Annotated in this window: 22 protein-coding genes; 1 reads left to right on the top strand and 21 read right to left on the bottom strand. The window is 50.3% G+C overall.

The window, feature by feature from the left end; all coding sequences use genetic code 11:
- Window positions 1-54: 54 nt before the first annotated feature.
- The 17 genes from mtaB to gpr form a co-directional block, all read right to left on the bottom strand.
- Window positions 55-1,398 carry a tRNA (N(6)-L-threonylcarbamoyladenosine(37)-C(2))-methylthiotransferase MtaB gene (mtaB, locus tag NYE54_RS10235; protein WP_076320578.1) on the bottom strand — a complete coding sequence of 448 codons (1,344 nt, stop codon included), beginning with the start codon at window positions 1,396-1,398 and terminating at the stop codon, window positions 55-57.
- A gap of 2 nt (window positions 1,399-1,400) precedes the next feature.
- Window positions 1,401-2,171 carry a 16S rRNA (uracil(1498)-N(3))-methyltransferase gene (locus NYE54_RS10230; RefSeq protein WP_076320577.1) on the bottom strand — a complete coding sequence of 257 codons (771 nt, stop codon included), beginning with the start codon at window positions 2,169-2,171 and terminating at the stop codon, window positions 1,401-1,403.
- Between the two features lie 80 nt (window positions 2,172-2,251).
- On the bottom strand, window positions 2,252-2,935 hold the full coding sequence (locus NYE54_RS10225; RefSeq protein WP_339271910.1) for a site-2 protease family protein: 684 nt from the start codon (window positions 2,933-2,935) through the stop codon (window positions 2,252-2,254).
- A gap of 2 nt (window positions 2,936-2,937) precedes the next feature.
- On the bottom strand, window positions 2,938-3,915 hold the full coding sequence (gene prmA / locus NYE54_RS10220; protein WP_076320575.1) for a 50S ribosomal protein L11 methyltransferase: 978 nt from the start codon (window positions 3,913-3,915) through the stop codon (window positions 2,938-2,940).
- Between the two features lie 299 nt (window positions 3,916-4,214).
- Window positions 4,215-4,415: a YfhD family protein gene (locus NYE54_RS10215; RefSeq protein ID WP_009590798.1), complete on the bottom strand. Its 201-nt coding sequence runs from the start codon at window positions 4,413-4,415 to the stop codon at window positions 4,215-4,217.
- 49 nt (window positions 4,416-4,464) lie between these two features.
- Window positions 4,465-4,836, bottom strand: coding sequence for a hypothetical protein (locus tag NYE54_RS10210; protein WP_098742701.1), 372 nt, complete (start codon window positions 4,834-4,836; stop codon window positions 4,465-4,467).
- 225 nt (window positions 4,837-5,061) lie between these two features.
- On the bottom strand, window positions 5,062-6,180 hold the full coding sequence (gene dnaJ / locus NYE54_RS10205; protein ID WP_076320573.1) for a molecular chaperone DnaJ: 1,119 nt from the start codon (window positions 6,178-6,180) through the stop codon (window positions 5,062-5,064).
- Between the two features lie 93 nt (window positions 6,181-6,273).
- Complete coding sequence (gene dnaK / locus NYE54_RS10200) at window positions 6,274-8,112, bottom strand: molecular chaperone DnaK (RefSeq protein WP_076320572.1); 1,839 nt, start codon at window positions 8,110-8,112, stop codon at window positions 6,274-6,276.
- 85 nt (window positions 8,113-8,197) lie between these two features.
- Window positions 8,198-8,809, bottom strand: a complete 612-nt coding sequence (gene grpE, locus NYE54_RS10195; protein WP_076320571.1) for a nucleotide exchange factor GrpE — start codon at window positions 8,807-8,809, stop codon at window positions 8,198-8,200.
- Between the two features lie 62 nt (window positions 8,810-8,871).
- Window positions 8,872-10,413, bottom strand: coding sequence for a TCP-1/cpn60 chaperonin family protein (locus tag NYE54_RS10190; RefSeq protein WP_076320570.1), 1,542 nt, complete (start codon window positions 10,411-10,413; stop codon window positions 8,872-8,874).
- A gap of 13 nt (window positions 10,414-10,426) precedes the next feature.
- A complete protein-coding gene (gene hrcA / locus NYE54_RS10185; RefSeq protein WP_076320569.1) occupies window positions 10,427-11,461 on the bottom strand; it encodes a heat-inducible transcriptional repressor HrcA in 1,035 nt (344 codons plus the stop codon).
- Window positions 11,462-11,569: 108 nt separating this feature from the next.
- Window positions 11,570-12,031, bottom strand: a complete 462-nt coding sequence (locus tag NYE54_RS10180; RefSeq protein WP_076320568.1) for an N-acetyltransferase — start codon at window positions 12,029-12,031, stop codon at window positions 11,570-11,572.
- 76 nt (window positions 12,032-12,107) lie between these two features.
- On the bottom strand, window positions 12,108-13,274 hold the full coding sequence (gene hemW, locus NYE54_RS10175) for a radical SAM family heme chaperone HemW (RefSeq protein WP_339271909.1): 1,167 nt from the start codon (window positions 13,272-13,274) through the stop codon (window positions 12,108-12,110).
- Between the two features lie 201 nt (window positions 13,275-13,475).
- Complete coding sequence (gene lepA / locus NYE54_RS10170; protein ID WP_076320566.1) at window positions 13,476-15,293, bottom strand: translation elongation factor 4; 1,818 nt, start codon at window positions 15,291-15,293, stop codon at window positions 13,476-13,478.
- A gap of 88 nt (window positions 15,294-15,381) precedes the next feature.
- Window positions 15,382-15,789 carry a hypothetical protein gene (locus tag NYE54_RS10165; RefSeq protein WP_339271908.1) on the bottom strand — a complete coding sequence of 136 codons (408 nt, stop codon included), beginning with the start codon at window positions 15,787-15,789 and terminating at the stop codon, window positions 15,382-15,384.
- A gap of 58 nt (window positions 15,790-15,847) precedes the next feature.
- The gene (locus NYE54_RS10160; protein ID WP_339271907.1) at window positions 15,848-17,224 is read right to left on the bottom strand and encodes a stage II sporulation protein P; all 1,377 of its coding nucleotides are present in this window, start codon (window positions 17,222-17,224) and stop codon (window positions 15,848-15,850) included.
- Between the two features lie 165 nt (window positions 17,225-17,389).
- Window positions 17,390-18,391 carry a GPR endopeptidase gene (gpr, locus tag NYE54_RS10155; protein ID WP_339271906.1) on the bottom strand — a complete coding sequence of 334 codons (1,002 nt, stop codon included), beginning with the start codon at window positions 18,389-18,391 and terminating at the stop codon, window positions 17,390-17,392.
- 162 nt (window positions 18,392-18,553) lie between these two features.
- On the opposite strand from gpr, the gene rpsT reads away from it, so the two are divergent.
- Window positions 18,554-18,826, top strand: a complete 273-nt coding sequence (rpsT, locus tag NYE54_RS10150; protein WP_009590780.1) for a 30S ribosomal protein S20 — start codon at window positions 18,554-18,556, stop codon at window positions 18,824-18,826.
- Window positions 18,827-19,057: 231 nt separating this feature from the next.
- Here the strand turns inward: rpsT and holA are convergent, their stop codons facing one another.
- From holA to NYE54_RS10130, 4 genes are all read right to left on the bottom strand, one after another.
- Complete coding sequence (gene holA / locus NYE54_RS10145) at window positions 19,058-20,077, bottom strand: DNA polymerase III subunit delta (RefSeq protein ID WP_076320562.1); 1,020 nt, start codon at window positions 20,075-20,077, stop codon at window positions 19,058-19,060.
- 286 nt (window positions 20,078-20,363) lie between these two features.
- Entirely contained in the window at window positions 20,364-21,632 is a 1,269-nt protein-coding gene (locus tag NYE54_RS10140; protein WP_339271905.1) for a zf-HC2 domain-containing protein, read from the bottom strand.
- Window positions 21,629-22,177, bottom strand: a complete 549-nt coding sequence (locus NYE54_RS10135) for a sigma-70 family RNA polymerase sigma factor (RefSeq protein WP_036644490.1) — start codon at window positions 22,175-22,177, stop codon at window positions 21,629-21,631. Before NYE54_RS10135 ends, NYE54_RS10140 begins: the two co-directional genes overlap by 4 nt.
- 187 nt (window positions 22,178-22,364) lie before the next feature.
- Window positions 22,365-25,067: a ComEC/Rec2 family competence protein gene (locus tag NYE54_RS10130; protein ID WP_339271904.1), complete on the bottom strand. Its 2,703-nt coding sequence runs from the start codon at window positions 25,065-25,067 to the stop codon at window positions 22,365-22,367.
- Between the last annotated feature and the right edge of the window lie 73 nt (window positions 25,068-25,140).

Raw genomic sequence — 25,140 nt, 5'->3', positions numbered from 1 at the left:
CCACTTCCGGTAGCCAGGAAATGAAATCCTTGTCTGGTATGGCCGCTATTGGAATTACTGGGCAGCTGCCTTTAGTCCATGATCTATGACGCTGAGGAGTTCGCCCTCGCATTCATTTACACCAGCTTTGGTTACTTTTACGCGGCACAGTTTGCCTTCGAGATCAGGCGATCCGTTGAAAACAAGCTGCAGATAATTATCGCTATAACCCTGCATCTTTCCGCCATTAGGAGCACCCTTGTACTCGCGCTCCGGTATCACTTCCAGAATCTGACCCACAAAACGTTCAGCATAAGAAAGCTGCAGCTGCTCCGACAAGTCAATCAAATCATGCACACGTGCATTCTTCACTTCCTCGTCCACCTGATCCTCCATCCGAGCTGCCGGCGTACCGGTACGCTTCGAATACGGGAATACATGCATCTCGGAGAACTGAATTGCCTTCATCAAGTCATAGCCGTTACGGAACATCTCATCGGTTTCGCCAGGGAAGCCAACGATAACGTCCGTCGTAATGCCCACATCGGGCATGGCTTGACGAATCAAGCCCATCTTGTTATAGAACTCTTCGGTTGTATATTTACGGCGCATCCGTTTCAGTACCGTATCATCCCCCGCTTGCAGCGGTATATGAAGATGGCGGCACATTTTACTGGAGCGATTCAACACATCCAGCATCTTCTCATCGATCTGGCTTGCTTCGATGGAGCTGATGCGGATCCGTTCCAAACCGTCTACCCGGTCAAGATCCCACAGCAAATCGGACAATCTGTAATCTTCAAGATCATCTCCGTATCCGCCTGTGTGAATACCGGTCAGCACGATTTCCTTATAACCCGCTCCAACCAGCTGATGCGCCTGCTTGATGATGCTCTTCGGATCACGGCTGCGTGACAAACCGCGGGACCAAGGGATAATGCAGAACGTACAGAAGTTGTTGCATCCGTCCTGGATTTTTAGAAATGCGCGAGTACGTTCCGCAAAATCCGGAACATCCATTTCCTCAAATACCCGAGTCTTCATAATATTGCGAACTGCATTAATCGGCTGACGCGTCTTTTCAATATCATGGATGAAATCCATGATTTTATCGCGATCCTGGTTCCCGATCACAAGATCCACACCCGGGATATCCAGAATTTCTGCAGGCGAGGTTTGAGCGTAACAGCCCGTTACAGCCACGATGGCCTCGGGATTGCGGCGAACCGCACGTCTGATCATCTGACGGCTCTTCTTGTCCCCTGTATTGGTAACGTGACAGGTGTTAATCAAATAAACATCTGCGGTTTGTTCGAAGTCCACCTGGTCGTAGCCTTCATTTTTGAAGTATTGCCAGATGGCCTCGGTATCGTAAAAATTGACTTTGCAACCCAACGTATAAAACGCTACGGATGGCATGTTCAAACGCCCCCCATTTCTCCAGATTCATATAGTGTGCAGGCAAGCGCCGTCATGCCGGCAGTCTCGCAGCGAAGGATCCTCTTTCCAAGCCCAACGGATACGGCTCCTGCATCTTCAGCCGCTTGGCATTCCTCTTCCGTAAAACCGCCCTCGGGTCCAACGACCAGCAGCAAGCTGGCCTTCTCGGCCGAATTCGGCAGCGCCTGCTCTACAAAAGGCTTCAGCACGTCCCTCAGCTGGGAGCCATGCTCTTTTTCATAACAAAAATATACGGCATCGTAGCCGGAAAATGCTGCAAGCAGATTTTTCCACGACAGAGGCTGTTCAACAGACGGTATCCGGTTACGATGCGCCTGTTCAGCCGCCTCCTTCGCAATCTTGCGCCAGCGTTCCAGCCGTTTTCCTTCCTTCTTGGCATCGTACTGAACAATCGTTCTGTCCGATAGGAAGGGCACAAAGGACACCGCGCCAATCTCGGTGCACTTTTGGATGACGGTCTCCATCTTATCGCCTTTCGGCAAACTCTGAGCGATGCTCACTTGCAGACGCGGTTCCTGCGTCATCTCCATGGGTTCGATCACAACGGCGATGACACTGGCCGCTTCGATGCTCTCAATCTCCACCATGGCTTCGCGGGATTCCCCATCGCTTACAATCAATTTATCACCAAGTCTGCCTCGCATGACCTTGGTAATATGACGGGCGTCATCGCCCGTAATCTCAACACGGTCTCCCTCGAATTGTGCGGGAGTGACAAAATATCGCTGCATCTTTATCCTCACCTAACTCCAAAATCGCCAAACCCCATCATACAACTTTTCGTGCAAACTGACCAGAGAAATCCGCGCCATTATCCCCCGAACATCTTAATGAACAGATTCAAAAAGTCGATGGATAATGCATGTGCTGCATCATATAATGGCTTAATCGTATATCTCTGAAAGGTTGGCAGCAATATGATCAACAGAAAAATAAGTATCGACCACTGCTCGAACTTCTGAATCCACGCACTGACGCGCGGAGGAAGCACATTCTCAAGAATCCGGTAGCCGTCAAGCGGTGGTAACGGAATCAGATTAAAGAGGAACAGAAAGAAATTGAGAAGTATGAAGGTATTGAAAAACAAATGTATCGCTTGATCTGTTTTGGTGACGCCAATCGGCTCGATCACACCGAACTGATAGAGTCCCGCATAGATCAGCGTTCCAAGTATACCTAACATAAGATTACTCAGCGGACCAACCGCCGCCACAATGATACTCATTCGGCGGGGGTTGCTAAAGTTCTCGCGATTGATCGGTACCGGCCGTGCCCAGCCGAAACCCGCTATCAGCAAGAGAATAATCCCCAGAAAATCAAAATGCACCGCCGGATTCAGCGTGACCCTTCCCAGCAGCTTGGCCGTTGGGTCTCCGAATTTATTCGCAAAATAGGCATGCGAGAACTCATGCACGGTAAAGGCAATGATTAAAGCAATCAAATAAAATGGAAGTTGTTCCAGCGGATAGAATAACAGTCGATCCAAAAAATCCATAATCAGTTCTTCCTCGCCACGAAGGCAACCCAATCATCCTCGCGGCAGATGTCGGCAATTTCGAAACCGGAGGCAATCAGCGCCTTCTCCACGATCTCTTCTTTGTTCTTGTAAATGCCCGAGGCGATATAAGCGCCTCCCGGCTTGAGAGCCTGGTATACATCGTCGACAAACAACAGGATGACCTCAGCCAAAATGTTAGCCACTACAACTTGTACCGGCAGCGTCACGCCCAGATCCGATTGATCGGACGAATGGGTGAGTACCGAGAGCAGATCGCTTTCCTTCACCGTAATCCGATCTTCCAAGCCGTTAAGACGGGTATTCTCTATTGCACTGGATACAGCAACCGGATCCAGATCGAGAGCCAGTATCCGTGAAGCTCCCAGATGCGCTGCGCCGATGGAAAGAATACCTGAGCCTGTCCCAACATCTATGACTTCCTCTCCGCCCTTGATCACCATCTCCAGTGTGCGCAAGCATAAAGAAGTTGTCGGATGCGTTCCTGTGCCGAATGCCATGCCCGGGTCCAGCTCAATAATCGATTCTTGATCGGATTCCGGCGTGTACTCTTCCCATGTCGGCTTGATCGTTAACCGCTCGGACACGCGGATCGGTTTGAAATACTGCTTCCAGGCCGTTGCCCATTCATTCTCATCAACCGTCTTCATCTCATACCTGACTTCGCCTGTATCAATCCCAAATTCCTTCAGTTCATTCACGCGTGGCGCTATCTCATCACGGATCGCTTCTAAGGTGACCGTCTCATCAAAATAACCTTTAATAACGGCTTGACCTTCAGGAATATCATTAAAAGGAACGATCTCATCAAACCACTGTCCAAGGGATGTGTCCCGCTTCTTGTTCGTCGTACCGGATTCTTCAATCGAAACGCCTCCGGCTCCCGCTTCATGCAGGAAATTCGTAATCATCTCCACGGCTTCCTCCGTGGTATGTATCGTTAATTCATGCCATAACATGTGCTACTGTTCCTCCTCATTCATACATAAATATTATTGTACTATATAGAGGACCCCGGATACAAAGTTTGTACTAAAATACCATGATGACTTTTCTTACAAGTCGATCGAATACGAAAAACGTTATCAACGTACTCTCTCCAGATGACTGACCACATATGGCAGAAATTTTTGTTGCGAAATAAGAACGATAAGCCTCCAAAGTTTATACTTTCTTATGTCTTCAAAAAAAGCCCTGCTTACCACCTCCGTAACAAGAAAGGTAAGAGGACTCCTTCATCACTTGATAATCATAATGATCAATCTACATTTTTACTGGTTTCATCGAGAATTTTCTTCAATTGGCGTTCATCCGCTGCCTCGCTTCTGCGCAGCGCCTCCACATCATCGTGGTCGGCTTCCATAGCCGAAAACTCGACATCCTCCGCCTTAGCGGATTGAAGCGCAATCATCTTTTCGGTTTTGCTCGAGATTTTCCCTTTTTTTACGCGTCTCATCATGGGTGCTATTCTCCTTTCCGTATAAACGATCAGAGCTGTGCCTATAACCTCAAATCATGCCGCCGGATTCTTCGATTAACCGCATAGCTTGCGGGAATACGCCTTCGTCCAATACCACCGTCAGCAAAATATCCCGGCCCTCGGTTCCGTCCTGTCCGCCGCTACTCATCCCGCTGGCTGATGGATCCGCCGCCCCCAGGATTCCGGCCCCCGGCCCCGAAATATCCGCATTTAAGGTCAGCGTTGTTAAGCTTGTAATATTGCCTGTCAACGGATTCATCGGATTGTTAAGCTCCCCGCCGGGATCCGCGCTAAACCGGTCGATGGACATATCGGCAACGCGCAGCGACTGCAATTTACGGGCTGCATGCTGGGCTTCTTCCGGACTTTTGAAATACGCCAAAATATTTTTCTCTGCCACTTCATTTCACCTGCATTTCCTATTCAAGATTGCATCTTCCAAAGATGGAGCTTCCCTAGGTTGCTTCATCATTAAGTGTTTTATTCTTGAGAAACGGGCCTGTTTAAGCTGGCAGACACTCCAGCAGCTCCCAGAAACAAAAAAAGCAGCAGGCCAAAGGTTGATCACCTTTAGCCTGCTGCTGTTCTTTATGCTATGAGGGGAGTTTAGCCCCATAAGTTTGTATTAGTCACCGCGGAATGCTTTTTTTACACGGTCAAAAAAAGACTGTTCCTGTTCATGGGTCTGTTCGCCATCAAGTGAAGCAAACTGTCGAAGCAGCTCTTTCTGTTCATCACTCAGCTTGCTTGGCGTAACGACCACAACCTTGACGTGCTGGTCACCCTGTCCCATGCCGCGGAGTCGAGGCACTCCTTTGCCTTTCAGGCGGAAGAAGGTACCCGTCTGCGTGCCGGCCGGGATCTTCAGCTTCACTCTCTCCGTCAACGTCGGGATTTCAATCTCGTCGCCAAGCGCAGCCTGAGCAAAGGTAAGCGGCACTTCGCAATAAATGTCGTCCCCTTCGCGTTCGAAGAAGTCATGCGGCTTCACTCGGATTACGATATACAAGTCACCGGCCGGGCCGCCGCGGAAGCCGCCTTCGCCTTCACCTGTCATACGAAGTTGAGCTCCGTCGTCCACACCCGCAGGCACGCGAACATGAATCTTGCGCTGCTTCTTCACTTTACCGTTGCCGTTACAGGTCGAGCAGCGGTCTTTGATGATCTTCCCTGTTCCGTTACAGTTCGAACAAGCGCGACGGTTTACCATCCGTCCAAACGGCGTATTCTGCACGACTTCTTGCTGCCCGCTGCCGTTACATACCGAACATGTGTGCGGCTGCGTGCCCGGCTTCGCCCCGGAACCGTGACAGGTATCACATGTCTCCGTTCTCGGAATGGTAATATCCGTTTCCTTACCGAATACCGCTTCCTTAAATTCAACTGTCATCGTGTATTGCAGATCGTTCCCCCGCTGAGGCGCATTCGGATCACGGCGTCCATTACCGCCAAAGAACATATCAAATATATCTCCAAAACCGCCGAAATCACCGGAGAAACCGCCTCCGCCCATGCCTTGGTTCGGATCGATATGTCCGTACTGGTCATAAGTCGAACGTTTCTGACCATCGCTCAATACGTCGTAAGCCTCTTTCACTTCCTTGAATTTGGCTTCCGCGTCAGCCGCTTTGTTCACGTCCGGATGATATTGGCGAGCCATTTTACGGTACGCCTTCTTGATCTCATCTTCCGATGCATCCTTGCCGACACCGAGCACCTCATAATAATCACGCTTATCAGCCACGGTTTCACCCCAATCTCTTTATTACTCTTTTACATAAGGAAAGCCAAAGTGCGAAGATGCGCAGCTTTGACCTTCCCATACAATCTATTCAGATTAACCTTTGTTTTTATCTTCGTCAACAACCTCGTAATCTGCATCTACGACATTGTCTTTATTAGCCGCACCGGAGTCGGCACCTTCAGCACCCTGCTGCTCTTGTGCTGCTTGCTCATACAGCTTCACGGACAGCTGCTGTACGATTTGAGTCAGCTCCTCTACCGAAGCGTTAATCTCTTCGAGGTTATCGGATTCAAGGGCCTTCTTCACTTTGTCTTTTGCTTCATTCGCTTTTTCCACTTCGGAAGCATCAACTTTGTCGCCCAGATCCTTGAGTGTTTTCTCGGTTGTGTATACGAGTTGGTCCGCATTGTTGCGAGCCTCTACCAGCTCTTTGCGTTTACGGTCTTCTTCGGCATGAAGCTCGGCGTCCTTCATCATTTGTTCAACTTCAGCGTCGCTCAAGCCGCTGGAGGACGTGATTGTGATCTTCTGGCTCTTGCCTGTACCTTTATCTGTCGCCGAAACGTTTACGATCCCGTTCGCATCGATATCGAAGGTAACTTCGATTTGCGGTACGCCACGTGGTGCTGGAGGAATATCTCCAAGCATGAAGCGTCCCAGCGTTTTGTTGCCGGCAGCCATTTCGCGCTCACCTTGCAGCACGTGAATTTCAACGCTCGGCTGGTTATCGGCATACGTGGAGAATACTTGGGATTTGCTTGTTGGAATCGTGGTGTTACGGTCGATCATTTTGGTGAATACCCCGCCTGCTGTCTCGATACCGAGGGACAACGGAGTTACGTCGAGCAATACGACGTCTTTAACGTCACCTGTCAATACGCCGGCTTGAACAGCTGCACCAAGCGCAACCACTTCGTCAGGATTTACGCCTTTATGAGGCTCTTTACCTGTCAATTTCTTAATCGCTTCCTGTACGGCAGGAATACGAGTGGAACCACCGACAAGAACGATTTTATGAATATCGTTAGCTGTCAAACCTGCATCGCTAAGCGCTTGACGAGTCGGTCCAAGCGTACGCTCTACAAGAGAAGCAGACAATTCTTCGAATTTAGCACGAGTCAGGTTGAGCTCAAGATGCTGAGGCACGCCGTCAGCAACGGTGATGAACGGCAAAGAAATCGTGGTAGTCAGTACGCCGGACAATTCCTTTTTCGCTTTTTCCGCAGCATCTTTCAGACGTTGAACCGCTGCTTTGTCTTTGCTCAAATCAATGCCTTGCTCTTTTTTGAATTCGGCTACCATATAGTCAATGATGACCTGGTCAAAATCGTCACCGCCGAGTTTGTTGTCACCGCTGGTTGCTTTTACTTCGAAGAAGCCATCGCCGAGTTCCAGAATGGAAACGTCGAATGTACCGCCGCCCAGGTCATATACCAGAATGGTCTGGTCTTCGGATTTCTCCATACCGTATGCCAAAGCTGCTGCTGTCGGCTCGTTTACGATACGCAGAACCTCAAGACCCGCGATTTTACCGGCATCCTTGGTCGCTTGACGCTGGCTGTCATTAAAGTATGCAGGAACCGTAATAACCGCCTGGGTTACAGGTTGGCCCAGGTAAGCTTCCGCATCGGATTTCAGCTTTTGCAGAATGATGGCGGAGATTTCTTGCGGCGTATAATCTTTGCCGTCGATGGATTCTTTATGATTCGTACCCATATGACGCTTGATGGAGATAATGGTACGATCCGGGTTTGTGATCGCTTGACGTTTTGCTGTATCCCCAACGACACGCTCGCCGTCTTTCTTAAATCCGACAACGGATGGGGTCGTACGGGCGCCCTCCGGATTCGGGATAACTACTGCTTCCCCACCCTCCATTACGGCTACGCAGGAGTTGGTTGTTCCTAAGTCGATACCAATAACTTTGCTCATGTAAAATTTTCCTCCTTATTCATTCACACGAATCCTCGCATGATCTTCATCAATTTTTATATGATAAACGACTATCGAAAGTCGCTTACATGCTCACTTTAACCATCGCAGGTCTCAATACTTTGTCTTTTAGCATATACCCCTTCTGCACTTCCTCAACCACGATGCCTTCCTCGTATTCATCGCTCTCCACCTGCATGATCGCTTGGTGATACTCCGGATTAAACGGCTCGCCTACGCTCTTCATCGCCGTTAAACCTTCGGTAGCGAGAACAGATTCCAACTGGCGGAAGATCATATTAACGCCCTTGGAGAAGGATTCAAACTCCGGGTTTTCCTCGGATGCCTGAAGCGCACGCTCAAAGTTATCGATGACAGGCAGAAGCTCTGTAATCAGTTTGGAAGAAGCGTATTTGCCCAGATCTTCTTTCTCCTTCTGTGTACGACGACGGAAGTTATCGAAATCCGCTTGTACTCGCAGGGTACGCTGCTGGTGCTCCAGCACCTCGGCCTGAAGTTTCTCAAGCTCAGCTGAACCTGCATCATCCGCCGAATCCGTTACAGGAATCTCCTGTTCGGGATTTACGGCTTCCTCCGCAGACCCACTCTCACCCGAGTTTGGCGTGTTCTCCAAAGTTTCTTCCATCGTTTCTTCTGTAACTGTATCTTGAACGGCATCCTTATGCTCATTATTCAAGACGCCTTCACCTCCTTCATATTCTAAAACAGACTGTCAGTGATTCATTTATCCCGTAAGGGTTACTCGCCTATTTCTTTCATCTTGATGACGTGATGAATCCGCAGCACGGCTGCAGCGACTTCACCGGCTGCTCGCAGGCCATGAAGTTTAACCGGAGCCGGATCCAGCACGCCCAGCTCCTCGTAATCAACAACCCGGCCGCTGTCGCAATCAATGCCCATGCAATCAGAGTCTGCACGGATTTGCGCAGCACGCACTTCTTCCATCTTCTCGAGCGGATTGTAACCGGCATTGAGAAGTATCTGCGACATCGGCTTGCGCAGCGCGGCCGAAACGGCTTCCATACCGAAGGCTTCCATGCCTTTCTGAGCCTCCCGGATCCGTTCCAATTCGTAGGACACCGCGAGTTCGCTTGTCCCGCCGCCTGGAAGTACCCCACCGGAAACGGCAGCCTGCAGTGCCGAGGCCGCATCTCCCGCAATTCTGGCCGCCTCGCCTACGACTTCCGAAGTGCTTGCCCCAACAATGACCGTCACAATACGTTCCCGGTCCTGGCTGCCGCAGGCCAGCCGGATTTTCTCAATGCCTTCATCGTAAGCGACACGCGGGGTATCACCCAGAAGGGCTGCAAGCTCCTTCGAGTCTTTATGTAACGCCTTCCGGCGTATGGGAGTAGCTCCCGTCATGTCGCTTACCCGGCGAAGATCCGCACGTGACACGCGCGGCACAACCATCATGCCGTGATCCAGGCAAAACTGCTCTGCATCCGGATGGATGCCTTTTTCAAGCAGGATGAGTTTTACGGACAGTTCGGACAATCTCTCTAAATCGGAAGCGAACACTTTTCGGAGGTCCATATATTGGGCAAATCCGGCTTCGGTTGTGAGCGCCTCTTCATCGATCTCATCTGGTTCCAGGGAATCAAAGAGCACCAACACTTTTGCATCGTCATACGACTTGGACTCCCGGGCGAAGATCGGCCGCTGCCGGAGCAGAACCCCCTCGAACACTTCATTCTCGGCATTCTCCAGAGCAATTATACTGTCTGCGAGCGAGTAGGAAGGATCCTGAAGACGGGTGATTCCGGCTTTCCGCGCGGCTTGCATAATTAGCTCCACGATGTCCTTCCGTTCACGCCCAGCTACGTACACCGTCCGTTCCAGAAGCGGATCATCCAATCCGTCAATCAGCCGAACCCGCTTTGTTAAGAGCTGCATCGACTTCTCGATCCCCTGACGCAGCCCCTCCACCACCTTGGAAGCAGGGACCCCGCGGGTTATGCGGGAGACCCCTTCCTGCACGAGTGCGCCTGCAAGCACGGTAGCCGTTGTGGTTCCGTCGCCGATTTTCTCCTGCTGCGCTCTTGCCACCTGAATGAGAAGGCGCGCTGCCGGGTGGGTGACATCCATTTTATCCAGAATCGTCACCCCATCATTGGTAATGACCACCTCGCCACGGGGACCCACCAGCATCACGTCGAGCCCCTTGGGACCAAGCGTGCCTTCAACAGCGGACGTGACGGCCCGGACGGCATTACTGTTGTTCAATAGCGTAGAATAACGTTCATCTCCGTCCACTTGGCTATGTTGTCCTTGGCTCATCTGTCTCACTCCTTTACTTGTACCAGTGTGACAGCAGCTTCGTCAGGTCATGGGATAACACATTCAAGATGCCGATCACCCGTGCATATTCCATTCTTGTAGGACCGAGAATACCAATCGAACCGAGCGCTTTTCCGTCTATTGAATAAGTCGCTGTGATCAAACTGCAATTGGAAATCGCCTCATGCGTATTTTCCGTACCGATCTTCACTTGGACACCATGCTCACCGGGAGCGGGGGCCATGAGCTTCAACAGTGCGGGTGTCTGCTCCAGAAGCTCGAAGATTTCCCTTACCTTATCAACATCCTTGAACTCCGGCTGATTCAGCATGTGGGTCGTGCCGCTGAGATATATGCCGCGATGGTCCGGTTCATTGTTAAGGGCGATATCCAGCATACTCATGAGATCTTCATAATGTGAAATATGCCGCTGCATTTCCTCGCCAATCTCCGTATACAAACGGGTCTTGAGTTTATATAGAGGCACATTGACCAGCTTCTTGTTCAGAAGATTTACCACTTGCTCCAGATCCGAAACAGACACACCCTGCGGAATCGAAACAATTTTGTTCTCGACTTGCCCTGTGCTGGTGACGATGATGGCTACCGCTTGATCCTCATGGAGAGGAAGAAGCTGGAAATGACGCAAAGACGTATGAAAAACTTCCGGTCCCAGCAGGATGGAAGTGTAATTAGTCATCTGAGACAGAATGCTCGCTGTATGCTGTATCATCTGCTCCATCACGTTCAGCTTTTCTGCAAAAAAGGATTTCATCATATGCAGTTCCGCAGGGTTCAAGGAAAACGACGACGTGAGATGATCAACATAATAACGATATCCTTTATGTGACGGAATTCGTCCAGCTGATGTATGAGGCTGCTCCAGAAATCCGAGTTCCTCCAGATCAGCCATCTCGTTTCGAATGGTTGCCGGACTGTATCCGACATCCCCGCGTTTGGAAATGCTTCTTGAACCAACCGGTTCGGCAGAACGGATATAGTCATCCACAATGGCATTCAAAATCATGCGTTGACGATCTGTTAACATGTCGCTCCCCTCCTTGCTGACTGCTTATTTTCTCTTTCGTTAGCACTCATCGTCATCGAGTGCTAACCGATATAACAAAAATACCAAACCGACCTGAGGATTGTCAAGTCAGTTCAGTACTTTAAGAACAGCTATTTCGTCACAAGCATGCTGCTTCTTGCAGTGAACGCAGTCGGTCCACACCTTCTCCGGAAAAATCTCCTTCTCCACGACGGCAAAACCGTTTTTGATGAAAAAGGATACTTCATACGTCAAGGCCATCACTTTCGGAAGCTCACGGCGTTTCGCTTCCTCTAGAAGGGAATCCACGAGCATGGAGCCGATCCCTTGCCCTTTATAACCATCAGAGATGCCGAGTGAACGAATCTCCACCAAATCATTTCCCAGCTGACACAAGGAACCGCAGCCGATCACGTTCCCTTCGGATTCGGCCACAACGAATTCCCCGATTTGTTTCTCCAACACTTTTTTGGACCGGGGCAGCATAATCCCCTGTTCCGCATATCCCTGAATCATCTGATACAGCGGCTCGACATCTTCTAACTTCGCCTTTCTGCATACCGCCGACATGGTTGTCCGTCTCCCCTTTACACGCTCCGTCATGTTATGAATAAATATACAACAGAGCGCATATAAGTTCAATAGATTAATTTGCCGTCAAACTGCCTATAAATTCAGCGAACACATCGTTGCCGAACAGAATGCCTTTACTGCTCAGTTTATATCCGTCCTCCGTAGAATCAAGAAGTCCCGCACTCACCATTTTATTCAGCGGCCCGGCGAATACTTCTTCCATGGAAGTTCCGAATTGCTGCCGGAACCGGCTGCGCGAAACGCCATCCAGCACGCGGAGCCCGACCATGAGGAAATCCTCCATCGCTTCTTCCCTTGATACCTCAAAGCTCTCCAATCGCGGAAGTCCTTGATTCGCTGCTTCATTATATGGGTTGACGCCTTTGATGTTCACATGGCGCTGACGACCGACGTATCCGTGCGCTCCCGCGCCCAAGCCATAATAATCCTCGTTGCGCCAATACGTCATATTATGCCGGCTCTCAAAGCCGGGTTTGGCAAAATTACTGATCTCATACTGTTTATATCCGGCTGCCTGCATCCGCTCCATTAATAGAAGATACATATTCAGCTCATCCTCCTCATCCGGAAGCGGCAGCTGGTTTCGCTGGTACATCGTATGGAACAGCGTATTTTCTTCAACCTTTAAGCTGTAGATTGAATAATGCGGAAGTCCAAGCTCTAGCGCCTTATCCACGCTTTCCGCAAGCATGTCCAAGGTTTGATTCGGGAGCCCGAACATCAAATCGATGGACATGTTTTCAAAGCCTGCTCTTCTGGCATTCTCGAGACTTCGATACACATCATCCGTATCGTGAATCCGGCCGATGCCGGTCAACAAGCTGTTCTGGAACGCCTGCACCCCGAAGCTGATCCGGTTCACGCCGCCTTCGCGCATCACGGACAGTTTCTCCAAATCCGTGGTGCCGGGATTCGCTTCCATCGAAAATTCAATGTCATCCCACCATTCCGGAAAATGGCGCTTCACGCTTTGCAAGAAGTATTCCATTTCATTTGGCTTCAGCACCGTAGGGGTCCCGCCGCCTACAAAAATGCTTTTGATTCGTCCCGGCGAGTTGGCCTGAACGGTTAGCTCCATCTCTTTATCCAGCGCGCGCAGATAATCCATCACCGGCTGATCCTTCAACACATAGGAATTGAAGTCGCAGTAAAAACATTTATTGGTACAAAACGGAATGTGAATGTACACTGCTTCCGTCCGTTGATCGTTTGCCGTCATTCTTTTCTTGCCCCCTCATGTACACCTCTAGCATGACTTACTTAAAGTAACTTCATGGAAGTTCCTTCTCTACTATAACGCTATGCCTCTTGGAATGAAAGAAAGGAAAGCCGAGAATCGGCTTTCCCATCATTTACTAAGGCTATACACGTAGGACCAGTCCAGCCCATTAACTCGTGGGCCTGCCATTCCTATACAAAATTACTTGTCGTCAATTTTCAATACCGCCATGAAAGCTTCCTGCGGCACTTCAACGCTGCCGACTTGTTTCATCCGTTTCTTACCTTCCTTCTGCTTCTCAAGGAGTTTCCGTTTACGGGAGATGTCACCGCCGTAACACTTGGCAAGAACGTTTTTACGCATCGCTTTAACCGTTTCACGGGCCACAACCTTGGTACCAACGGAAGCTTGAATCGGCACTTCGAACATTTGACGAGGAATCAGCTCGCGCAGCTTCTCGCAAATCAACCGTCCGCGGTGATAGGCACGGTCCTTGTGCACGATAAAGGACAAGGCATCCACTTGCTCGGCATTAAGCAAAATATCCATTTTGACCAGGTTGGATCGACGGTACCCGGATAGCTCGTAATCAAATGAAGCATATCCTTTGGTGCTCGATTTCAACTGGTCGAAGAAATCATACACGATTTCCGACAACGGAATTTCATAGGTAATGGTGACGCGCGTTGTGTCCAGGTATTCCATATTCACGAATTCGCCGCGTTTATTTTGACAGAGTTCCATGATCGCTCCAACATAATCGTTCGGAACGATAATACCTGCTTTAACATAAGGCTCTTCAACATAATCGACCTTGCCGACCTCAGGATAATGAGACGGGTTATCGATCTGGATCTGCTCCCCGTTTGTCAGCGTAATGCGGTAAATAACGCTCGGCGCTGTTGTAATCAGCGGTATATTAAACTCGCGTTCAATCCGCTCCTGGATGACATCCATGTGCAGCAGGCCTAGGAATCCGCAACGGAAACCGAATCCGAGCGCGCTGGATGTCTCTGGCTCAAAACTGAGCGATGCATCATTAAGCTGCAGCTTCTCGAGCGCTTCGCGCAGATCATTGTAGTCTGACGTCTCGATTGGATACAGACCACAGAATACCATCGGGTTGATTTTGCGGTAACCCGGAAGCGGCTCGGCCGTCGGACGCTTGGCATCCGTTACCGTATCACCGACCTGCGTATCGCCGACACTCTTCATGCCAGCCACGATGAAACCGACATCGCCAACATTAAGCTCGTCCACGATGGACATGCGCGGCTTAAACGCCCCCACCTCAATAACCTCGAAGGTTTTGCCGGTAGCCATCATCTTGATCTTGGAACCGGCTTTGATACTTCCGTCAAGAACGCGCACATATACGATGACACCTTTGTAAGGATCATAATGGGAGTCGAAAATCAGCGCTTTCAGGGGTGCTTCCGAATCGCCTGTTGGCGCAGGGACTTTCTGAACCACCTGCTCCAGAATTTCCTTGATTCCGATACCCGCCTTGGCGGAAGCTAATACGGCATCGCTGGCATCCAGGCCGATGACATCCTCAACTTCCTGCTTCACCCGCTCGGGATCGGCGCTTGGCAGGTCAATTTTGTTAATGACAGGCAGAATTTCAAGATTGTTATCCAGTGCCAAATATACGTTGGCCAACGTCTGCGCTTCAATTCCCTGTGCAGCATCAACGACGAGCAACGCGCCTTCACAAGCAGCCAGGCTTCGAGATACCTCATACGTAAAGTCGACGTGCCCTGGAGTATCAATCAGGTTCAATATATACTCCTCACCGTCATCGGCTTTGTAATTTAGGCGAACCGCCTGCAGCTTGATGGTAATCCCGCGCTCTCTCTCCAGATCCATCTGATCCAGTACCTGCTCTTGCATTTCACGCGAAGTTAATGCACCCGTAAATTCCAATATACGGTCAGCAAGCGTCGATTTCCCATGGTCTATATGTGCAATGATACAGAAATTACGAATTTTTTGTTGTCTTGCTTGTACGTCTGTCATGCCTAACCCCCAACAACCACCAGATGTTTGAATCAACTTATTATACCAGTTGAGGGGATGCACAGCAATGCTGAGAATAAAGGTGAATTTATTCCGCGATCGATCCGAACATCGACACGACCCAGCGTATGCTTTTGTCAGACAGCTGTTGGAGCAGTCCTGCCGTCTTGTCGGCAAGGACATCGGCAGGCGGTTGCGAGCGTTCGGGAAGCAGGATGTCGCTAGGCGTAGGCTCATATTCAGGTAGTGTCTTACGAGCATCTTGTTCTAGAACAACGGACTCTGATAAGGGAGGGGTCTTGCGTGTCCCTCCCCATCCATGCCCTTGGGCAGCTCCGCCTTGCGGATTCTGAGCATGGTCTTGCTGCACAGTTTGCACGGCGCCTGAACCGTCTGTCGATACGGGCGCCTTTGCCCCGCCAAGCTGCATGCCGACCAATATGCCGATGCCTGTCCATATGATAAGAGCCACAAACCGTTTTCCCATTCTTGACATCACAGAGTCCCTCCCTGATTTACCTGCTCACTCTTGCTCTATCGTTGCCGCCAAGCTGTTAGCCTGCTTTGGCTGCTTCACCCTCTGTGCCTTTTTTGCTTCCGCCCTTGGTTTCCGCGGAAACGGACTGCTTCTTCGTTTGATCATTGTCTTTTTTCACACTGGCTTTCTCCGCCTCTTGCTCCTGCCAGTACACATCTGCAATGATGTCCGCCAACGCTTCAGCTGTCCGCTGCAATTCTTCCTTCGTATTATCGATGCCGCCGATTTCGATCAGGATGCTGTTCGGCGACAGGGATTGATTATATTCCCCGTTCCCTTGATCCGCTGATTTACCCCACACCCCCCGAGACACCCCGGGATAGGACTGTTCCAGCTTGGCATTGATTTTGCTTGCAAACGCCTCGTTCTGTCTCCAGTTCTCGTTCGCATGTCCGATGATGAAGTAAACCTTGGCATAATTGACGCCGTTTACGGTTGCTGTCGTTTTGTTATACCGCTGCGAATCCCGATGGATATCGATCAGATAGTTAATACCGTCGTTCTGGGACATGGCCTCCATGACCATCTGACGCGAGTATTTATAAGAAAAATTGTAATTATACCCTTCAATGGTAGATTGATAGTCACTTTGATCATGCAGGGTGCCAATCCCGTTGGCTTCAAGTCTTTTGCTCAGCAAACTGCCCACCAGCATGACATTCTTGCTCGGAGATACCGCCCCCGGATTATCGGAAGGATGTGTCAGCAGCGGGTTATATGCTTCCTGCGGGTGAGAATGATAGATGAGAACGGCTTTCTTTCCATTCGTAGACTTTCCATCCTTGGAGATGCTTCCAGGATCGTTCTTACTGCCAGGCTCGTCCTCCGCCCCCTGATCCGGGACATCCTCACCATTATCCTCATTGCCGATATCTCCCCGACCGCCTTGTGGAGGCTCTTCCCCGCCATCAGCAGGATCGCCCTCTGCCTGCCCCTCCGCGGGATCCGGCCGGTAATCCGCCGGTGCCTCCCCATCCTCGTTACCGGACCCATGAGACAGCTGTACCGGTTGATTTGCTTTCATGCCAGGCAGTTCTCCTGCAAGAAGGCTTTTTGGATCCCTCGGATTCACACTCGTCAGCAGTTCAAAGACGAAGGTCGACATTTTCTCGCCGGAGAAGCTTGAGGTCTCTTTGGAAGCCGTCATATGCGGCATCTCCATGCCGATCATATCAATGAAAAAATGACTGGATAACGAAGCGGCCAATCCTTTCATTGATGATACGGGCGAGGAATTCATCCGCTGTTCCGCCATCCCTCCGAGCCCTAGTAAAATAAAAAATATAAGAGAACCTAGCATTAGTATAATGAGCGTTCGACCCATGCTCAGACCTTCCATAACCTTCCGTTTCAGTCTGGCAATATTCCAGATGCGAAACTTGCGATTGTTCATAACGATGCCCTCCTCGGTTCGCCGGGAGCTATTTCGGCCATCATTCCGCCGTTCCCGCGACTTGTGTAATCTCTTATATTTCAAATCTATGAACCGGGGAGAATCGATAGAACTAGATCCATGAAAAATATAAAAGCTCCGATAGATTCGGAGCTTTTATACTGGTTAGTGCGTGTACGCACCTACATTGCCGGGATCCACAGCCTCATGCAGCGCTGCGTTCAAACCGGTTGCCACGATATTGGCGATATCCTCTATAAATTCGTCGATTTCCTTGGGCGTTACGATAAGGTCATGACCCAGCGGCTCCAGAACCTCCTTCACCAGTGCGAGGCGATCACCTTCGGGTATATCATGGAGCATGCCCATAATTTTGCCCGTCTCCGGCGCACCTTCGCCAAAATGGGATTTCATAAGCTCAATGGCGTTATTAACGATGGTGGAAGCATAGCAGACGGTCGGAACTCCGATCGCAATGCAGGGGACCCCGAGAATCTCCTGTGTCAATCCCTTCCGCTTATTGCCGACGCCAGAACCGGGGTGGATTCCGATATCCGCAATCTGGATAGTCGTATTCACCCGTTCCAGCGAACGCGAAGCCAGAGCGTCAATAGCGATGATCAGTTCGGGACGGGTTTGCTCCACGATGCCCTGAACCGTTTCGCTCGATTCAATCCCTGTCAGACCGAGAACGCCTGGCGCTACGGCACTAACCTGTCGATAGCCTGGCGCCACCCGATCCGGCATAAGCTCGAAAAACTGTCGGGTTACCATCACGTTCTCCACCACCAGCGGTCCCAGGGAATCCGGCGTCACGTTCCAGTTGCCGAGCCCGACAATGAGCACGCTTGCCTTGGGTCCGATCCCGATCCGGGACATGAATGCCTCAAACTCACGAGCGAAGACAACAGATACTTGATCCTGAAGCCCCGTATCCCCCTTGCGAAGATCGGGCACCTCCAACGTGACGTAATGGCCCTTTACTCTTCCAATTTGCTTAGAGGCTGCATCGTTCTCCACGTCCAGCCTTGTAATCTTGATTCCGTCCTCCTGCACCACATCCTCCATCACACCAGGAATGGGCGTGCCCCCTTTGCCTCCCGCCAGTTCTCTTGATTCCACCGCCAGGTCCGTTCGGACCGAGTATTTTTGCAGATCCAGATCCATAGAAATTCACACTCCTCCTCATATTGCTAGTAGTGTGCGAGAGTATGGGAGAGATTATGCAGAAGTCCGAATGAGTATTGCTTTTTGTCCACCCCCATGCTAAAATATTTTAAGTTGTGAATCATTTCGCTCTATTGAAATGCCTTACAGGAGGTGAATGTAATGCCAAACATTAAATCCGCGATTAAACGTGTAAAGACAAATGACAAACGCCACGCGCTTAACATTTCTCAAAAATCCGCGCTTCGCACAGCTGTTAAAACTGCTGACGTAGCGTTGAACGGTACAGAAATCGAAGCTGCTAAAGTTGCTTTCCAGGCTGCTTCCAAGAAGCTTGATAAAGCTGTAACAAAGGGCCTGATCCATAAGAACGCAGCTGCCCGCAAGAAGTCCCGTCTGGCGAAAAGACTGAACGCTCTTACGTCGCAAGCGTAAGTAACGTTTGTTGAATACGACATGGAAAAAGCCCTGAACAGTTCACACTGCTCAGGGCTTTTTGTGGTACGTTGATCAACGTGCTCTTCTCGGCAGACAACCACATATAGCGGATTTTTTTCTTGCAAGATCAGGTGGGTAAGCCTCTGAAGTTCATGCTTTCTGATCTCTAAACAAAAAGAGCGTACGACTGCTCCCGCGGCCGTACGCTCTTAACTTGTTGCGGGTGTGTTAAGCCCCAAGCCGCAGCAAAAACAATTCGATGCCGAGCACCTTATCCACGGCCCCGGTCTTCATCTGGTAATCCAGATTCGCCAGATGGTTCAGAATGCCTTCAAGGCGTGCTGTCTCAAACTTGCGGGCTTGCTCGCCCGCAATCTTCACCGCATAGGGATGCAATCCGATCTGGGAAGCAATTTGCTGCTGCGAGTAGCTCTGGGTAGATAGAGTCTTCACCTGCAGAATAATCCGGAACTGTCTGGTGATGAGCGCCGCAATCTTGATCGGCTCCTCGCGCTGCTTCAGCAGCTCATAATAGATTCCGAGCGCCTTGTCCAATCGGAGATTCGCAATATCCTCTACAAGCGCAAACACATTCTGTTCCGTGCTGCGCGCCACCAGCATATCCACGGTTGCGACATCAATCACTCCACCGGCACCAGCATATAAACACAGCTTTTCGATCTCACCTGATAATGCCTGAAGACTGGTTCCCGCATTTCGCACGATCGCCTCCGCCGCACCTTCTCGCAGCGTGCAGTTTCCGTTCTTCACCTGCTTGTCCACCCAGCGAAGCAGATCCTCCCCGCCCAAAGGCATAAAGGACAAGGCAACCCCTGATTTCTTAACTGCCTTGACTACCTTTTTGCGTTCATCCAGCTTTTCTTGTCCAACCATAAAGACAATCACACTATAATCAGCGGGATTGGTCAAATAATCCAGCAAAGCCTCTGGACGGTGATCCACTTTCCCGTTATCTTTTGCTGCGGTAAAAAAAGCCGTGTCCCTGACCATGATCAATTTTTTCTGAACCATAAATGGAACCGTCTCCGCTTCTTCAATGACGGTTTGAATCGGAACCTCCCCTAAATCCATATGAACAAGCGCAAAATCACGGTCTTCTTTTGGGATCAGCTGGGCTTCCAGAAATTCAGCGAATTCCTTCATTTGAAATTTCTCGCTGCCATACAACAAATAGACGGCAGACACATCTCCCTGCTTAACCGCCTTGGCCGCCGCTTTGGCATCCATCGGCGTCCCCCCTTTCTACTCTGTACACTATACCAAAAAAGAGTGCCTGAATGCGATAGACAACAAGCATAAAAATGAAATCATCCACACGAAAACAAAGAGACCTCGGCTTGGCAGCGGCAAGGTCCCTTCGTCCCAACACATCTATATAAACGCCGGCAAGTATGCTCTAGAAACACCTCGCCGTCGGTCATACGACGGTAGTTGGTATAATGCTCTCTCTAATATATAGTGTATTCATATCTCCCGGCATTGGTGCACCGATTGTATATATCTCTGAATATTTCTATTGTTTAGGCTGCTTCTGCCCCGTAGTCGCCGGAGGCTGAGACTTCTCAATGGAATAGACGGATTCAACCAATTCGTTATTCGTCTGCACCTTGTACTTAAACGTTAAGCCGTCCTCTGACCATTGACCGGATACCCAGCTTCCGCCGAGCGGAATCGTCTCAACCGTTTCAACCGCCTCAGGCGAGGTTTGGCTTCCCGATGGCAGGCGATAGATAATCAGATGATCGGCCTCCAGCGAAGCTCGGTAGAGGCCGTCCGGGGACGACCACTGTTCCGGTACCATCGCCAGTCCTTGGTACGATCCGGTTGACCTGTCGGATGATTCCGTGCTTCCCGTGCCTGCATCGCCGGAAGGATCGCTAATTGGAGGCAGCATCTCTGACGAGGTATCCGCCGATTCCGTAGGCGAAGTCTGGGCATCCATGGTCTCAGAGTCCTGCTCAGGTTCACTAGCGGGAGGGTCAGACGGACTTGTGGTATTGTTTTTTGGTACCTCATTGTTGCTCGTTGCAGGTTGGTCTGACGCTTGAGGTTCCCCATTATCTTTCTTCTGGACCGAAGTATCGGGTGCTGTAACATCTTTCTTGGTGCCGTTAGCCCCATCCGATGGTTCCGGCGTTGCCTTCGTTTCATTCGGAGCTGACTTAGAATTGGCTTCCGATGACGATTCTGAAGGCGAACTCCGCAGATTTGCGGATGGATCGCTTCCCTCATCCGATGCGCCACCCGACTCCGTGCCGCCTTCGGCGGCAAACGGCTGAGCGATTTCCTGACTCTGCGTTGCAGCCGAGTCGTCATTCGCCCCGGCACTGGTCGTGCTTGCCTCTTCGTATGGAATCTCCGCATCGGATAGCATCTTCGGTTCATTATTTAAAATAGCTACGCTAAAAATAAGTACAGCGGCAGCGGCACCGATAGCCGTTCTTCCGCCAACCGTGCTCCACCAGCTTCCCGCACGTCGCGGACGCCGCATTTCCGGCATCATTTCGGCGGGCTCTTGGCTTTTCACGGCTGGAGGTACGACAAGGTTCTGGCGTTCACGGTCAATGGCATCCAGTCTAGGCATGATAGCGTCTACCAGACTGACAGGCGGGGTTACGGCCGGGAGATCCTCAAGCTCTCTGTTCAATGATTTCAATATATTAAAGGTCTCCGCACACATGGGGCACACGGCAATATGCTGATACATTTCGGCCGTCTCCTCCGAAGTGAGATCCCGGTCCAAATACCGGTGCATACGTTCCACCACCTCTTGGCAATTCATCCTGATACACCACCTTTCTGATGCTCTTGGAGCATATTCTGCAGCTGCTGCCTGGCCCTGAACAAATAGGATTTCACCGTATTGAGCGGGAGGTTCAGACAATCAGCAATTTCGTTGTAGGATAGATCCTGCAAATACCTTAAGACAATGACCGTGCGATGATGATCCGGCAGTTGATTAATGGCTTCCTGAATATCCTGAGCCAGATATCCCGACATCACTTCCCGTTCTACATCGAGATTATCCCGAAACACCAGATCATGTTCATCGATGGAAACCGTCGGCTTGGTCCTGCGGAATTTATCAATGCATATGTTGGTGACAATCCGCTGGACCCAAGTTTTGAACTGAGCCTTCTCCTCGTAGGAGTTAATCTTCGTATATACACGTATAAGTGCTTCCTGGGCTGCATCCATAGCATCCTGTTCATTGTTTAAAATGTAATAAGCAGTTCGGTAAACATGTTGCTCAATTTCTCGCAATAGGGTGATTAGAGCGTCGCGATCGCCCGATTGAGCGGCTCTTATGAGTCCCTGCTCCACCACAGTGGATCCCCCTCTCCCTGCATACATACAGACGGATAGAATTAAAAAAATGTTGCAGTATGTAACCTATTATTTTTTTAGGAAACTTCATCTAACTATACCAAATATAAAGATTATAGTCACCGCTGCATTTTCCTATAAAAGATCATACTACGAATCTATGTCCAAAGGACAGCGGGCTGTTTTTTCATGGAAGCTTCGTACGCGTTTCAATATGTCCATCCTTGATCCTCATCTGGATTTCACCGTGAAGGTTGGTCTGATAGATGAGCGTCGAGGAACGTTCCAACCGTCCGACCACATCCGGATGAGGGTGGCCGTACATATTGTTGACGCCAGCGGAAATAACCGCTGCCTTCGGCTTCCATGCATTCAGCCATAGCGCGGATGTCGAGGTTTTGCTTCCATGATGGGCAACCTTCATGACATCGATCCGGTTTTCGGCAGCAGCACGACGTGAAACGACATCATCCTGTGAAGAACGTTCCTCCAGGTGCAGCAATATATTATGTTCGGCAGCTTGGTCCGTGTCACCCGTAAATAAGAGCCGGCTGCCGTTCATCTGAAGGACAAATACTAGTGAAGCATGATTCTGCTCCTTAATCAACGGTAATGGTTTTATGATTTCTCCACTTTCTGGGAAAATAGGCGCTAAAAATTGGATTTCCGTATGTCTGTCAAGCTTCCAAACATCCCGATCAAATCCAGCCTCGTAAATGGGAATGCGCTGCTGAACGGCGGTTAACATCAGTTTCCGGAAGGAAGCGGAGTCGGTCAAGGTCCCATTGAATACAACCGATTTTACGGGGATTTCCTGCAGAACAGCCTGGAAGCCGCCGATATGATCCTGGTCCCCATGGGTCATGATGACAGCCTCAAGCTGGTGTACGCCCCGTTTTTTCAACAAGGGAACCACCACTTTCGCTCCCACCTCATACGGAGACTTTCGTTGTTTCCAAGTATCCTTTTCCTTACGAAAATTCACCGTGCCACCACCGTCAATGAGAATATGCTTGCCCTCAGGTGTTGTTACCAGTATCGAATCCCCTTGTCCTACATCCAGGAATTGTACCAGTCCCGCTCCGTGCATGGACGGAGATTGATAACCGCCGTACAGTAAAAGACCCAAAGCTCCGGACAGCAGGACGATCGCGGATCTCGTTGCATAGCGTTCGATATAATCACTGGCGCGAAGAAAACCTCTCCATCGTAACGCACCGGCCCATCGATCCACAAGCGGAAACATGCCGGTCGCTCTAGACAAGCTTCCTCTACGATCCAAGGGTATCCGTCCTTCCAACGGAACTGTATCATCGGACTCGCTTCGCTCTCCCTCGCGATTTTCGGAACTCTTTTTCAAAATGGACAGCAATGCATACAGAAGAACAAAATAACACAGAATCCAGGCTATCGACGGGGATGGCCACAATGTCATAAACACGGATGAACCATTCATCCATTCAACGATTCGGAACGTCATTTGGTTTAACCATTCCGTTACAGCTGCCAGCCAGCCGGCTCCTCGCATCCACACCCACCCCATCAGCAAAGACACCATTCCTAGCGGAAGAACGACAAGGCTAATGACTGGAACCAGGAGCATGTTGGCGAAAACAGAAATCAGCGACACCTGGTTGAAATAATGAATGGTAAGAGGAAAGGAGATCAGCTGCGCTACGACCGTGACTCCAACAGTTCCCGCAAGCCAGCGGGGCAAAAATGTCAGCAGCGGCATCAGCTTCGGCACGAATATCATCAAGCCCGCAGTCACGATGAATGACAATTGAAAGCTGACGTTAACGAGAAAATACGGGTTCCACAGCAGCATGGCGAGCACGGCAACACTCAGAATATGCAGTCCATCCTTCAAAAGCCGACGCCGTGCGGCATACAAACCGATCATCCCCATGATGCCGGCACGGACGATAGAAGGGCTTGCCCCGGTAAGCAGGACGTAGACGGGAATCAGCCACATGACCACCGTCAGCGAGGTCTCCCTCGTCATTCGAAGGGTGGTACATATGAATAAAAGACATCCTACGACAACAGCCACATGCATGCCCGATATCGCAAGAATATGAGTCAATCCCAGCCGCGAGAACTCCATAAATGTATCGGGATCCAGATCATCCCGATTGCCAATGACAAGTCCCTTCATATAACCCGCGTGGATTCCGCCGTACAATTCATCCAGCTTGCCCCCAAGCTTATGGCGAACGGCATCCGTCCATCTTAGAATATGACTTAAATTCCAGCTGTCAGGCGGAGTGACCCCCGCTTGTTCAGAGCCTTTCACTTTAATCATCCAATGAATTTTCTGGGTTCGCAAATATTGAGCATAATCAAATCCGTCAAAATTACGGGCTTCTCCAGGTTTTTGCAACTCTCCCGTCAGTTGTATGCGGTCCCCGCGCTGCCATCGGTTAACCCTCTCCAGCTCCCTTTTATCCAGCAGTTTTACTTGAACCCTAACGATATCATCTGTCTTCAGCATGGTCCCGTTATCCGGATTCGCTTGTTTTTGAGGCGCTGGAGGTTTTGCTAGCGTGAGATCAGCCACATGTAGGACAACATTAAAATCCGCGCGGTCACCGTCCACTTCTATAGGGGATGTGATTACACCAAACGCAGTAACCGGAACGATGTCCGTCGATGACACCCCGGGGAGGAGCGACTCGAAATCACTTATATTTGCCGCATCATGCCATTCCCAGTAAGTGCCCGACACGCACAAGGAGAACAACATGCAGAGTGTAAAAAGACGCCCTGCCCCCGCCCAATGACATACAGCAAGCAGTATGAGAATCAGCCCGGCTGCAATCAAAGCCAGCCTCCATCCATCGTACAGGCATGCAGCACCGCTGCCGATTACCCATAACACGGTAAACATAAGTAACGGCCTTCGCCTCATAATTCGAACAAATCCCTTCATCATTAAATAAAAAAAGAACCCTTGCCTGCAG

Origin of the sequence: Paenibacillus sp. FSL K6-1330, from assembly GCF_037976825.1 — a bacterium.
Taxonomy (GTDB): Bacteria; Bacillota; Bacilli; order Paenibacillales; family Paenibacillaceae; genus Paenibacillus_AQ.
Note: the sequence above shows the minus strand (reverse complement) of the source record. Positions and strands in the feature narration are given on the sequence as shown.

Coding starts and splice junctions, on each gene's coding strand:
- mtaB (WP_076320578.1), bottom strand. CDS start 1,398: ATGCCATCCGTAGCGTTTTATACGTTGGGTTGCAAAGTCAATTTTTAC.
- NYE54_RS10230 (WP_076320577.1), bottom strand. CDS start 2,171: ATGCAGCGATATTTTGTCACTCCCGCACAATTCGAGGGAGACCGTGTT.
- NYE54_RS10225 (WP_339271910.1), bottom strand. CDS start 2,935: ATGGATTTTTTGGATCGACTGTTATTCTATCCGCTGGAACAACTTCCA.
- prmA (WP_076320575.1), bottom strand. CDS start 3,915: ATGTTATGGCATGAATTAACGATACATACCACGGAGGAAGCCGTGGAG.
- NYE54_RS10215 (WP_009590798.1), bottom strand. CDS start 4,415: ATGATGAGACGCGTAAAAAAAGGGAAAATCTCGAGCAAAACCGAAAAG.
- dnaK (WP_076320572.1), bottom strand. CDS start 8,112: ATGAGCAAAGTTATTGGTATCGACTTAGGAACAACCAACTCCTGCGTA.
- NYE54_RS10190 (WP_076320570.1), bottom strand. CDS start 10,413: ATGAGCCAAGGACAACATAGCCAAGTGGACGGAGATGAACGTTATTCT.
- hrcA (WP_076320569.1), bottom strand. CDS start 11,461: ATGTTAACAGATCGTCAACGCATGATTTTGAATGCCATTGTGGATGAC.
- NYE54_RS10180 (WP_076320568.1), bottom strand. CDS start 12,031: ATGTCGGCGGTATGCAGAAAGGCGAAGTTAGAAGATGTCGAGCCGCTG.
- hemW (WP_339271909.1), bottom strand. CDS start 13,274: ATGACGGCAAACGATCAACGGACGGAAGCAGTGTACATTCACATTCCG.
- lepA (WP_076320566.1), bottom strand. CDS start 15,293: ATGACAGACGTACAAGCAAGACAACAAAAAATTCGTAATTTCTGTATC.
- NYE54_RS10165 (WP_339271908.1), bottom strand. CDS start 15,789: ATGTCAAGAATGGGAAAACGGTTTGTGGCTCTTATCATATGGACAGGC.
- NYE54_RS10160 (WP_339271907.1), bottom strand. CDS start 17,224: ATGAACAATCGCAAGTTTCGCATCTGGAATATTGCCAGACTGAAACGG.
- gpr (WP_339271906.1), bottom strand. CDS start 18,391: ATGGATCTGGATCTGCAAAAATACTCGGTCCGAACGGACCTGGCGGTG.
- rpsT (WP_009590780.1), top strand. CDS start 18,554: ATGCCAAACATTAAATCCGCGATTAAACGTGTAAAGACAAATGACAAA.
- holA (WP_076320562.1), bottom strand. CDS start 20,077: ATGGATGCCAAAGCGGCGGCCAAGGCGGTTAAGCAGGGAGATGTGTCT.
- NYE54_RS10140 (WP_339271905.1), bottom strand. CDS start 21,632: ATGAATTGCCAAGAGGTGGTGGAACGTATGCACCGGTATTTGGACCGG.
- NYE54_RS10130 (WP_339271904.1), bottom strand. CDS start 25,067: ATGTTTACCGTGTTATGGGTAATCGGCAGCGGTGCTGCATGCCTGTAC.